The 12,498-nt window shown below is 64.2% G+C and carries 9 protein-coding genes; 3 read left to right on the top strand and 6 right to left on the bottom strand.

Annotation, left to right across the window (positions count from 1 at the left end):
* Positions 1-5: 5 nt before the first annotated feature.
* From LB526_RS17740 to mutS, 3 genes are all read right to left on the bottom strand, one after another.
* Positions 6-575: a TetR/AcrR family transcriptional regulator gene (locus LB526_RS17740; protein WP_224628893.1), complete on the bottom strand. Its 570-nt coding sequence runs from the start codon at positions 573-575 to the stop codon at positions 6-8.
* Between the two features lie 65 nt (positions 576-640).
* Complete coding sequence (locus LB526_RS17735; protein WP_224628892.1) at positions 641-1,105, bottom strand: DUF1348 family protein; 465 nt, start codon at positions 1,103-1,105, stop codon at positions 641-643.
* Positions 1,106-1,181: 76 nt separating this feature from the next.
* Positions 1,182-3,914: a DNA mismatch repair protein MutS gene (gene mutS / locus LB526_RS17730; RefSeq protein ID WP_224628891.1), complete on the bottom strand. Its 2,733-nt coding sequence runs from the start codon at positions 3,912-3,914 to the stop codon at positions 1,182-1,184.
* A gap of 167 nt (positions 3,915-4,081) precedes the next feature.
* Here mutS and LB526_RS17725 point away from each other — a divergent pair, with 167 nt between their 5' ends.
* Positions 4,082-5,269, top strand: a complete 1,188-nt coding sequence (locus LB526_RS17725) for a glycosyltransferase (protein WP_224628890.1) — start codon at positions 4,082-4,084, stop codon at positions 5,267-5,269.
* Between the two features lie 136 nt (positions 5,270-5,405).
* On the top strand, positions 5,406-7,685 hold the full coding sequence (locus LB526_RS17720) for an NADP-dependent malic enzyme (protein ID WP_140846653.1): 2,280 nt from the start codon (positions 5,406-5,408) through the stop codon (positions 7,683-7,685).
* A 90-nt stretch (positions 7,686-7,775) separates the two neighbouring features.
* Here the strand turns inward: LB526_RS17720 and LB526_RS17715 are convergent, their stop codons facing one another.
* The 3 genes from LB526_RS17715 to LB526_RS17705 all read right to left on the bottom strand — a co-directional run bounded on the left by LB526_RS17715 (position 7,776) and on the right by LB526_RS17705 (position 11,245).
* Positions 7,776-8,903 (bottom strand): porin, encoded by a 1,128-nt coding sequence (locus LB526_RS17715; RefSeq protein WP_224628889.1) that lies wholly within the window; start codon positions 8,901-8,903, stop codon positions 7,776-7,778.
* A gap of 379 nt (positions 8,904-9,282) precedes the next feature.
* Positions 9,283-9,990 carry an antitoxin Xre/MbcA/ParS toxin-binding domain-containing protein gene (locus LB526_RS17710; protein ID WP_224628888.1) on the bottom strand — a complete coding sequence of 236 codons (708 nt, stop codon included), beginning with the start codon at positions 9,988-9,990 and terminating at the stop codon, positions 9,283-9,285.
* A gap of 262 nt (positions 9,991-10,252) precedes the next feature.
* Positions 10,253-11,245: an adenosine kinase gene (locus LB526_RS17705; RefSeq protein ID WP_224628886.1), complete on the bottom strand. Its 993-nt coding sequence runs from the start codon at positions 11,243-11,245 to the stop codon at positions 10,253-10,255.
* A gap of 317 nt (positions 11,246-11,562) precedes the next feature.
* Between LB526_RS17705 and LB526_RS17700 the strand changes: the two genes are divergently transcribed.
* Entirely contained in the window at positions 11,563-12,447 is an 885-nt protein-coding gene (locus tag LB526_RS17700) for an EamA family transporter (RefSeq protein ID WP_411967724.1), read from the top strand.
* The last annotated feature ends 51 nt before the right edge of the window (positions 12,448-12,498 follow it).

Here is a 12,498-nt window from a genome sequence, read left to right as displayed (position 1 = left end):
CCGAGTTAGGTCTTGGCCGTCAGCCCGAGCCGCGTGCGCAGCCGGCGCAGCGTACGGGAGAATACCTCGGCATCGTCAGCGGCACGGGCAAGGGTGAGCGCGCCCTGGATGGCGGCGACGGTTTCCTCCGCCAGTTCGACGGCTTCGGTTGTCCCATGCCCAACTCGCGCCAGCGCATCGGCGAGGTGCGCGACCCAGCGGCCGAAATAGTTCCTGATTTGGCTGGCGAAGAGATCGCGGGATGCCTCCAGCGCGAAGGCGCCGATGAGACAGACCCGGCGCCCCGAGCGGAAGTAGCTGTCCGTCGCTGCGAGCATCTGCTCGATCCCGGCCGACGGATCGGCGCCGTCGCATAGCGGCGCAAATACATTGTCCTCGAACCAGCCGTCGATATGGGCAATGACGGCTCTCGCCATCTCTTCCTTGCCGCCGGGAAAGAAGTGATAGAGGCTTCCCTTGCCGAGCCCCGCCGCCTCGCCGATCAAGGCCAGGCTGGCGCCCTCATAGCCGTGCTCGCGGAAAACCTCGGCCACGATCGCCAGCAACTGGTCGTGGTCCGGAGCGATGCGCCGCATGCTTAGTGTTCTTGTTCGAGCATGATCTTTTCCAAAAACCGCTACACACTTTTTGGGATCATGCTCTAAAGCCCGAGTTCCGAAAGGCCGGGATGGTCGTCCGGCCGGCGGCCGAGCGGCCAATGATACTTCCGCTCGCGCTCCGTGATCGGCAGGTCGTTGATGCTCGCCACGCGCCGGCGCATCAGCCCGGCCTCGTCGAATTCCCAGTTCTCGTTGCCGTAGGAGCGGAACCAGTGGCCGCTGTCGTCGCGCCATTCATAGGCGAAGCGCACCGCGATGCGGTTTTCATTCCAGGTCCAGACCTCCTTGATCAGGCGATAATCCAGCTCGCGCGCCCATTTGCGCTTGAGGAAATCGACGATCTCGCCGCGACCCGAGATGAATTCGGCCCGGTTGCGCCAGCTGCTGTCCTCGGTATAGGCGAGCGAGACCCGTTCCGGGTCGCGGCTGTTCCAGGCATCCTCGGCGAGGCGCGCCTTTTGCGCCGCTGTCTCGGCCGTGAAGGGCGGCAATGGCGGACGGCTCATGAAATCTCCTGTCGGTTCCGATCGTCGATAACCGACATTGTACCGACCGGTACAATCAGTCAAGGCCACGCCTGTTCTACTGCTTCGTTGCCAGCCCCTTCAACCGGTAGAGCGCCTCCAGCGCCTCGCGCGGCGTCATCTCGTCGGGATTGATCGCGCCGAGCGCGTCGCCCAGCACATCGCTTTTGACCGGCTTCGCCGCTTCGCGTTTCACCGCCACCCAAAACAGCGGCAGATCGTCGACCAGCCGATTGGTCTTGCCCGAGACTTCGCCCTCCTCGAGTTGGTGCAGCACTTCCTTGGCGCGGGCGACGACCGCCTCGGGCAGGCCGGCGAGTCGCGCCACCTGAACGCCGTAGGAGCGGTCGGCCGCGCCCTTGCCGACCTCGTGCAGGAAGACGACGTCGCCTTCCCATTCCTTCACCCGCATGGTGACGTTGTGAAGCCGGGGGAGCTTGCCCGCCAGCGCCGTCATCTCATGGAAATGCGTGGCAAAAATCGCCCGGCAGCGGTTCTTCTCATGCAAATATTCGACCGCCGCCCAGGCGATCGACAGGCCGTCGAAAGTCGCGGTGCCGCGGCCGATCTCGTCGAGGATGACCAGCGCCCGCTCGCCGGCCTGGTTGAGGATCGCCGCCGTCTCGACCATCTCGACCATGAAGGTCGAGCGGCCGCGCGCCAGGTCGTCCGAGGCGCCGACGCGCGAGAACAGCCGGTCGACGACCCCGATATGGGCGCTTTGCGCCGGCACGAAGGAGCCGGTCTGAGCAAGGATGGCGATCAGCGCATTTTGCCTGAGGAACGTCGACTTACCGCCCATATTCGGGCCGGTGAGCAGCCAGATCGCGCCGGCCTTGGCGCCGCCCTGGGGCGACAGGTCGCAATCATTGGCGACGAACGGGCCTTCGCCGGAACGCCTGAGCGCCTGTTCGACCACCGGGTGGCGCCCGCCGGCAATTTCGAAGGCGAGGCTGGAGTCCACCAGCGGTCGGCACCAGCCCTCGCTTTCGGAAAGCAATGCCAGCGCCGACGAAACATCCAGAGCCGCAAGCGCGTCGGCGCCGGCGCGGATCCGTTCGGCCTCGCCCACCACTTCCGCGGTCAGCCGGTCGAAAGCGGCGAGCTCGATGCTCAGCGCCCGGTCGGCGGCGTTGGCGATCTTCGATTCCAGCTCCGCCAGCTCGGTCGTGGTGAAGCGCATGGCGTTGGCCATGGTCTGGCGATGAATGAAGCGCGCCTTGGCGGCATCGTTGCCGGTCATGATCGAATGGTGATTGGCCGTCACCTCGATGTAATAGCCGAGCACATTGTTGTGCCGGATCTTCAGCGAGCGGATGCCAGTCTCTTCGATCAGCGAGCGCTCCAGCCCGGCGATCACCTTTCGCGATTCGTCGCGCAGCGCCCGCATCTCGTCGAGCTCGGCATTGTAGCTCGACCGCACGAAGCCGCCGTCGCGCTTGATCAGCGGCAGCTCGTCGTCGAGCGCCTCGCTGAGGTGGCGGGCAAGCGCCTCGGGCAAGGCCTTGATCGCGGCCAATGCCGCAGCGAGCTCGGCGGGCAGATCGGCCGCCGCGAACAATTCGGCGATCGCGCCGGCCGCCTCGAAGCTGGCGCGCAGCGCGCCCAGGTCGCGCGGTCCGCCGCGGTTGAGCGCCAGCCTGGACAATGCCCTCGGCATGTCGGCGACGCTTTTGAGGCTCGCCCGCAGGCCCTGGCAGAGCCGCATCTCAGAACGGAAGAACGACACCGAATCCAGCCTGGCCGCGATTGCTGTTGGATCGGTCAGCGGCGCCATCAGCCGGTCGGCGAGCAGTCGCGCGCCGCCCCCCGTCACCGTGCGGTCGATCGCCTTGAACAGCGAGCCGTCGCGGTTGCCGGACAGCGTGCGCAGCAGTTCCAGGTTGGCGCGCGTCGCCGGATCGATGAACAGCGTCGAGCCCTGCTCCTCGCGCTCGGGCCGCGACAGCGGCGGCCGCTCCGCTTTCTGCGTTTTTTCGACGTAAGCGATGGCGCCCGAGATCGCCGATAGCTCGGCGCGCGAGAACGTGCCGAAACTGTCCGGCGTCGCAACCTCGAAGAAGCGCGCGATGCGTCCGGTGGCTGAGGCCGAATCGAACAGCGACGGCGGCTGCGGATTGGCGACACGGCCCAGCACGTCGAACACGGGCCTGAGCTCCGGATCATGGAAAACCGGCTCGGCGACGATTAGCTCGCGCGGGTCGACGCGGAAGATGTCGGCAAGCAGCCGCTCGGCGTTCGTCTCCGCAACGCGGAAGGCGCCTGTCGAAATGTCGATCCAGGCCAGCGCGAAGCCGGCTTGGCTGGGCGCGCCTCCCTTCACGCGGCCAAGCGCCATCAGGAAGCTCGATTCCGAGGGCGCGAGCAGCTTGTCCTCGGTGATGGTGCCTGGCGTGACCAGCCGCACCACGTCGCGGCGCACCACCGATTTGGAGCCGCGTTTCTTGGCTTCGGCCGGGTCCTCGATCTGCTCGCACACGGCAACGCGAAAGCCTTGCGCGATCAGCTTCTGCAGGTAGTCGTCCGCCGCATGCACCGGCACGCCGCACATCGGGATGTCATTGCCCTGGTGCTTGCCCCGCTTGGTCAAGACGATGCCCAGCGCCTGGCTCGCCTTCTCCGCGTCGTCGAAGAACAGCTCGTAGAAATCGCCCATGCGGTAGAACAGCAGCGAATCCGGGTTCGCCGCCTTGATCTCGATGAATTGCTCCATCATCGGCGTGACGCCGGCCGTGGCAAACTGTGCCGGTGCCGCCGTGGCGTTGTGTTCTTCCGGGGTACGCATATCCATCCCGGCACGCTAGCAGATGTGAGCGGGCGGTTTAATGCCGGCGGTTGCAAAAACGGGGGACGAGTGGACGGTTGCCGCCATCAGCAGGACGGGCGCACGGGGGCGTGTTGCCTCATGCCGCCGGCCGACATATGGATCGTTCGGGGTCAGGAGAAGATAGCGGGGCGATGAAGAAGGACGGACACGAGACGTTCGAGGAGATGGTCGGCCCGGTCGGCTCGCCGCTCAGGCGGGTGCGGCTTCTTGCCACCAACCGCGCCAACCGTACCAGAACCAAAATCAGGGCGTGGGTGCGGACACGGTTTCCCTTCATCCTGCCGACGCGCGGGCCGCTCTCCGGCCTCGACGGCGGCATCGACATACCCGTCCATATCTTCAGTCGCGATCCGTTGATCCTCTACATACCTGTCGGCGGCCGGCGCCCGCTTTACGCACTCGCTGCCCTCTGCCGGCGCATGGTGCCAGCGCGCGCTACCTTCCTTCTGATGCCGAACTGGACGCTGGAGAGGCCCACCGTCGTCGAGCAGATCCGCAAGGATCTCGCGTGGTTCGCCGCGGCCTGCCCCGACCATGACCTGATCTTTCTCTGCAACACAGAGGAAGAGCGCCGTCTGATTGCAGGCGTTGGCGGCACAGCGATCTTCTCCAATCACAATCTGATGATTTCGGAAGACGTCTTCCGGCCGCTGCCGGACGTGCCGGTCGAGTACGATGCCGTCTACAATGGCCGCATCTCGCACACCAAGCGGCACCACCTCGCCTTCGAGATCGAAAGACTGGTCCATGTGACGTCCTCGATTGGCGAATTGCCGCCGGCCGGCGACCGCGCCTTCATCCGCCGGCTGCAGGCGCAATCGCCGCTTCACAGCATCGCCAATCCCCTCGTTGACGGCCTGCCCGGGCGGATGCCGCCTTACGAGGTCAACCGCGTCTACAACCGGGCCGCGGTCGGGCTCTGCCTGTCGGCGGTGGAAGGGGCGATGTATTCCAGCATGGAGTATCTGCTGGCCGGCCTGCCGATCGTCTCGACGCCGAGCATCGGCGGCCGCGACGTCTATTTCGATCCGGACTACTGCGTTATCGCCGAGCCGGAGCCGGCCGCAATCCGCCGCGCGGTCGAGCGACTTCGCGACCGCGCCATCCCGCGCGAGGAGATTCGTGGCCGCACGCTGGAAAGGGTGCGGGCGCAACGGCTGGAACTGATGGCCTATCTCTCGGCGCTTAAGCAGCGCATGGGAAGCAACGATCCGCCTTTCTCCGAATGGCCGTTCGCCGGGACCTCGGGGCTGACGCGCTGGGCCCCGGTACGCGAGCACCTGCGCGAGATTGCCGCGATCTCATCGGGCAAGATTTGATCGCTTGTCTCTGCCAACGGAGGAACAAAATCGCTGGATCGCTTGGCGGTTTACAGCGGCGGCGTGTAGCCTTAAGCGGGTAATTCAAAAACAATGCGCCGCAAGAGCGCGAAATGGTGGGAGAAGCGTCAGCAACATGGCCAGGAAAACGGAAAGCAGCGGCCCCTCCGTCAGTCCCGAGGAGGCGTTGGAGTTCCACGCCATGGGACGACCCGGCAAGCTGGAGATCGTCGCCACCAAGCCTATGGCGACGCAACGCGATCTGAGCCTCGCCTATTCGCCGGGCGTCGCCGTTCCCGTGCGCGCCATCGCCGAGGATCCGAGCCGCGCCTTCGACTATACGACGCGCGGCAACATGGTCGCCGTCATCTCCAACGGCACCGCCATCCTCGGCCTCGGCAATCTCGGCGCGCTGGCCTCGAAGCCGGTGATGGAAGGCAAGGCGGTGCTGTTCAAGCGCTTCGCCGATGTCGATTCGATCGACCTCGAAGTGGCGACTGAGGACGCCGACGAGTTCATCAATTGCGTGCGCTTCCTCGGGCCTTCCTTCGGCGGCATCAATCTCGAGGATATCAAGGCGCCCGAGTGCTTCATCATCGAGCAGCGGCTGCGCGAGCTGATGGACATTCCCGTCTTCCATGACGATCAGCATGGCACGGCAATCATCTCGGCGGCCGGGCTGATCAACGCGCTGGAGATCACCGGCCGCGACATGAAGACTACCAAAATGGTCTGCAATGGCGCGGGCGCCGCCGGCATCGCCTGCATCGAATTGATGAAGGCGATGGGTTTTTCTCCCGAAAATATCATCCTGTGCGACACCAAGGGCGTGGTCTTCCAGGGCCGCACCGAAGGCATGAACCAGTGGAAGTCGGCGCATGCCGTCAAGACCGAGGCGCGCAGCCTGGCCGAAGCGCTGGACAGCGCCGACGTCTTCCTCGGCCTGTCCGCCAAGGGCGCGCTCACCACCGCCATGGTGCAGTCGATGGCCAAGAACCCGATCATCTTCGCCATGGCCAATCCCGATCCGGAGATCACGCCGGAGGAAGTGGCCGAGATCCGCACCGATGCCATCATGGCCACCGGCCGCTCCGACTACCCCAACCAGGTCAACAACGTTCTGGGCTTCCCCTATATCTTCCGCGGCGCGCTGGACGTGCGCGCCACCACCATCAATGACGAGATGAAGATCGCGGCCGCCAGGGCGCTTGCCGAGCTGGCGCGCCAGGACGTGCCCGACGACGTCGCCGCCGCCTATCAGGGCAACCGGCCGAAATTCGGCCCCAACTACATCATCCCGGTGCCGTTCGATCCGCGCCTGATCTCGGCGATCCCGCTGGCGGTGGCCAAGGCGGCGATGGAATCCGGCGTCGCCCGCAAGCCGATCCTCGATCTCGACCGCTATGCGCAGGAACTGTCCGCCCGCCGCGACCCGATCGCCTCGACCTTGCAGCGCATCTACGACCGCGTGCGCCGCCAGCCCAAGCGCATCGTCTTTGCCGAGGGCGAGGAGGAGCAGGTGATGCGCGCCGCCGTCTCCTACGTGAACCAGAGGCTCGGCACGGCGATCCTGCTCGGCCGCGACGACGTCATCAAGGACAATGCCCGCAATGCCGGCATCGACCTCAACAAGCCGGGCCTCGAGATCATCAACGCCAGGCTGTCGCGCCGCAACGGCATCTACACCGACTATCTCTACGAGCGCATGCAGCGGAAGGGTTTCCTGTTCCGCGACTGCCAGCGGCTGATCAACAACGACCGCAACCATTTCGCCGCCTGCATGGTGGCGCTGGGCGACGCCGACGGCATCGTCACGGGTGTGACCCGCAACTATTCCACCGCGCTCGACGACGTGCGCCGCATCATCGACGCCAAGCCGGGCCACCGCGTCATCGGCGTCTCGATCGTGCTGGCGCGTGGCCGCACCGTGTTGGTCGCCGACACCGCCGTGCACGACATGCCGAACGCCGAGCAGATCGCCGACATCGCCGAGGAGGCGGCCGGTTTTGCCCGCCGCATGGGCTACGAGCCAAGGCTCGCCATGCTCGCCTATTCCACCTTCGGCCATCCGCAGGGCGAACGTTCCGAGCGCGTGCAGGAAGCGGTGCGCATCCTCGACAAGCGCCGCGTCGATTTCGAGTATGACGGCGAGATGGCCGCCGACGTGGCGCTGAACCCGCGCGCCATGGCGCAATATCCTTTCATCCGCTTGACCGGCCCGGCCAATGTGCTGGTGATGCCCGCCTTCCACTCGGCCTCGATCTCGACCAAGATGCTGCAGGAACTCGGCGGCTCGACCGTCATCGGCCCCCTGCTGGTCGGCTTGAACAAGCCGGTCCAGATCGTCTCGCTCAATGCCAAGGACTCAGACATCGTCAACATGGCGGCGATCGCAGCCTATACGGCTGGGAATTGACCCAATAGCGCACTACCGTTTCGTTTGCTTGAGCCAAAGCAAAAGGCCCGCGGCGGTGCCGCGGGCTTTCTATTTGATTGCTAGGATCGATCAGAAATTGCGCTGGAAACGGACGATGCCGCCGACGCTGTCCTTCTTATCGGCCTTGGTGAAGTTGCCGTAGATAGAGGGATTGCCGAAATTGCCATAGTGATCCCAATCGACTTCGGTCGTGATCGTGAAGCCGGGCACGATGGTGTAGGCGACGTTGGCCGCAAGCGCGTAGTTCTTGTCGTCGTCGGCCGAGGCCTGGAGGTTGAACGACGTCTTGCTGTTGAACTTGTAGGTGCCGCCGCCCCAGACGGCCCAGTTGCCGCCCCAGGGCTTGTAGAAGCCGCGGCCGTGAGTGTCGATGGTGTTACCGGCATCGTCGGTGAGGTTGTCGTCGGTGCCGTAGCCGCCCATGACGAACAGCGTCAGTTCCTTGGTGACGTTGACGTCCAGGCGAACCTTGCCGGCCACTTCCTCATAGGCGCTGTCATAGGCGACGACGCCGGTGACCGCGCCCCAGTCGCCCTTGTACTTCACGCCGCCGACAACATGCGGAACATAGCTGTCGATCGTGCCGGAAATGCCCTTATCGTCCGCGCCTTCTTCAAGCGAGATCACTCCCGAGAAGCCGTTGCCGCCGTCGAAGTAGTAGCTGACGAGGTTGGTGTCCTTGATGCCATACGGGATGATCGTGTCCTGGATGACGTTGCCGGCGTAGCCGATGAACGAGTCGTAGGTCGATTCGTCCTTACCGACGCGAAGCCCACCAAGCTGGATCCAGGCGAAGTTCAGCGACACGTTCGACGGACCGCCATTCGGGAAGTTGAAGCGCGTCTCGGTGTAGGTCTTCAACGTGCCGAGCTCGGTCTCCTGACCGGTCCAGGTCTTCAGCGCGAAACGGGCGTTCTTCTTCCAGGTGTTCTGCAGGTCGCCGTCCTGAACGTCTCTGGTCTTGCGGCCGTCGAGGGAGCCGATGTCGCCGAAGCCGGCGTCATAGCGGATGTAGCCGCCGACGCGCAGGCAGGTCTCGGTGCCGGGGATGTAGAAGTAGCCGGCGCCGTAGACGTCGCAGATCTTCACGTATTCGGCCGGTTCCGGCTCGGCGACGGTGACCGCGTCGGCGGCGCGGGCGCCCGAAACTGCGATCAGAGCCGCAGCGGAGCCGAGTAGAAGGCTCTTGATATTCATTTTCTTGAATCTCCAGTCAAAGGTTCAAGACAGGCCTGACGTGCCATTCGGCTTTGCCACCCCCGTCCCCATCGTTGAAAAAGCGCGCGCACCGGCGCCGCTTCTTCGCCTCGGACATGGCCTAATCGTTGGCCTCACACAACAGGGATTGTGTCGGAAAGGCGGCCTTTTGAACTCTTGTGGAAGTCTTGTTGCGCAAATATCACGTCACATAAATGCAAAGATGGGACATTCGGAACAATAAGTACAATCGGAACGCGGGATAATCTGTATGATGTGCCAAATGTGCCGATTGTTACAGTTTTATAACGAATAGTTTGCCGGATAATTTTCTAAGAATCCGGATAAATATAGAAAAATTGACTCCGCGGAAAAGGAGTCAGGATAGAGCGCGGGCGGCACGGACGACGTCCTCGACCATGTCTTCCCGCAACATCTCTATGGGGATGCGGCCGTCGAGCTCGGGCGAGGGTCGGGTTAGCCAAAACCAGGCAAGCCTCGGATTGGCGATCGTCGAAAGCACGCCGCTGATCCCCGGAACCGGCCTGCCGTCGACGAACTGGGCCAATGGGAAGACATGTTTGCGGCCGCCCTTGCGCAGCGCAACGACCTCGCCGCGCCTTTGCCAGCGATGCAGCGTCGACCGCGGGATACGGAGCTTGTCCTCGAGATAGGTGGAGCCGGTGACTTCGCCGGCCCAATCCTCGATCAGCATCGACTGGAGATCCGCGGCGCGCTCGGCGATATGCGGTGCAATCGGCCTTCCTGCTTCCGGTTTCGGCGGGGTCTCGAAGCTGCGGTCGGGGAGGGTCGAATCCCCGCTCGCTATCTTTTCCGCAATTTCGCGCAGAAAATCGGAGGCAAGGCCGGTCCAATCGCCCTTGAAGGAATCGATTGCAAGGCGCTGCGCAGATGGCAGGAAGGGAAGGGCAGCGGCCACATGGCCGGCAACCTTGCCGGCTGAAGTCAGTGCCTCGGTGTCAAGCAGGACGCCCTGCTGCATCAAGGCCTGCTGCACCGCCTCGGCGACCAGGCCTGCCAATGCCTCTTGTGAAATCCCGTCGGACGAGTTCTGGAATCTGGTCATGAATCTGTCTTGTGGCCCGCGCTCCTCCCAGGCGCCGGCCGATGCTGAAATTCTTATTGCGGAAAGCAAAAACTGCGGCGGCAACGAACGCCGCGGCCCGGCAGGTTGCTGGCATGCATCTTCACACCCCTGGTTTAGCGTGCCGCAATGTCAGTCACAGTACGCCTCAGTTTGCGTGTAGGAGCGCTCTATGACAGGGGCGCGACAGACAAGCCGGTTTTGACCCTGTTGGCGGTGACGCGACGGTACTTATTGGGCAGCTCTAAAGAAGCCCCACTTGCTCTGCCTCGCGACGCAGATTCTGGCGCGGGCGCGGGCCGATCTGCTGGATCACCAGCCCGGCCGACAGCGAGCCGAGATCGCCGCAGTCCTTGAGGCTGCGGCCGGTCGTGTAACCGTAAAGGAAGCCGGCAGCGTAGAGATCGCCGGCTCCGGTCGTGTCGACCAGTTCCTTGATCTTCGTCGCCTGGATGATGACGGTCTCGTCGCCGCGCACGATGACCGAACCTTTTTCAGAACGAGTGACGGCGGCTATTCTGCAATCCTTGCGGATGGCGGCGAGCGCCTCCTCGAAGGAGGCGGTCTGGTAGAGCGACTTGATCTCGTGGCTGTTGGCAAAGACGATGTCGACGATGCCCGAACGCATCAGCTCGAGAAACTCGTCGCGGTAGCGGTCGACGCAGAAGGAATCCGACAGCGTCATCGACACTTCGCGGCCCGCCGCATGCGCCAGCTTCGCCGTCTGCCGGATGGCCTCCTTGGCGCGCGGCGGATCCCACAGATAGCCTTCGAAATAAGTCACCTTGGCGCCGGCGGCCTTGTCGGCCTCGACATCCTCGGGGCCAAGCTCGACGCAGGCGCCGAGATAGGTGTTCATCGAACGCTCGCCGTCGGGCGTGACGAAGATCATCGAGCGCGCCGTCGGCGGCTCGCCGTTGAGCGGTGCGGTATCGAAGGCCACGCCCTGGGCGTGGATGTCATGGGTGTAGATCTCGCCCAGCGCGTCGTTCGACACCTTGCCGAAGAAGGCGGCCCGTCCGCCGAGGCTGGCGACGCCGGCCGCGGTGTTGCCGGCGCTGCCGCCGGAAGCCTCGATCGCCGGGCCCATGCGGCTATAGAGCAGTTCGGCGCGCTTGGCGTCGATGAGGTTCATCGCGCCCTTGATGATGCCGTTGGTCTCGAGAAAAGCTTCGTCGCACTGCGCGATGATGTCGACAATGGCATTGCCGATGCAAAGCACGTCATATTCCGGCATCAAAATCTCCGCCAAGGGCTGCCCGGCTATCTGGCATGCCGGCCGGGCGCGGGTCTAGCGACTTGGCATTGCTTTGCCTACCCCGAAAATCGCCATTGTTTGCGAAGCGCCGGCTGCGGCAGCGTTCGTGTCGAACTGGCCCATATCGACCGCGGCCTTCACCGCTAAGGTTTCACGGCGATCGAAACATTTCCGCGCCGCCATGGGCTAGAAGCAATTCCAGGAAAAGTGAGTGGCGGTATTCCGTCAGCAATTGCGTAACAACAAAGCGGATCGTTCCCGCAGCAGAAGGCGCAGAAATGTCCGAGAAGAGCGAAATGTCCACCGAACTGGCGCTGCTCGGCGTCCTGGCGGTGCTGTGGGGCGCTTCCTACACCTTCATCAAGATCGGCGTCGAGACGATCCCGCCTGTGACCTTCATCGCCGCCCGGACCTTGATCGCCGGGGGCATTCTCTTCACCATCATCCGCTGGCGCGGCCTTGCCATGCCGGCCGACGCGGCAGTATGGCGCCGGTTCGCCTTCCAGGCCTGTCTCAACAGCGTCGTGCCGTTCACGCTGATCGCCGCCGCCGAGCGCTCGGTCGATGCCGGCCTCGCCACCATCCTCAATTCGACGTCGCCGATCTTCACCTTCCTGCTGACGGCATTGATCACGCGCCATGAGCCCGTAACGGCGCGCAAGCTGCTCGGCGTCGGCGCCGGCATCGTCGGCATCTGTCTCATCATCGGCACGCAGGCGCTTGGCGGGCTTGGCCATCAATTGTGGGCGCAGCTTGCGATCGTCATCGCGACGGTCTCCTATGCCGGCGCGGCGATCTTCGGCCGCGGCTTCAAGGGCCTCGATCCGATGATACCCGCCGCGGGTTCGATGCTTTGCGGCGCCGCCATCCTTGTGCCGCTGAGCCTGGTTGTCGACCGGCCATGGACGCTTGCGCCGTCGGGCGCATCGATCCTGGCCCTGCTCGGCCTGTCGGTCTTCTCGACGGCGCTGGCCTTCGTCATCTATTTCCGCCTCATCCACACGCTGGGCTCGGTCGGCACCACCTCGCAGGCCTATCTGCGCGTGCCGATCGGCGTCGGCATCGGCGCCGTCTTCCTCGGCGAAAGCCTCGGACCGGCGGCCTGGCTCGGCATGGCCTTCGTCGTCGCCGGCGTCGCGGCGATGACCATTCCGGCCAGACAGGCCAGGCTTGCGCAATAATTGCGCCTGGCATCCAGCCTGCTTATCTGCGAAGCGTCTTTTTCGATGAGG

The organism is Mesorhizobium sp. CA6 (assembly GCF_020165035.1).
In the GTDB taxonomy this organism is placed as follows: domain Bacteria; phylum Pseudomonadota; class Alphaproteobacteria; order Rhizobiales; family Rhizobiaceae; genus Mesorhizobium.
This window is presented reverse-complemented; position numbering and strand designations above follow the sequence as displayed.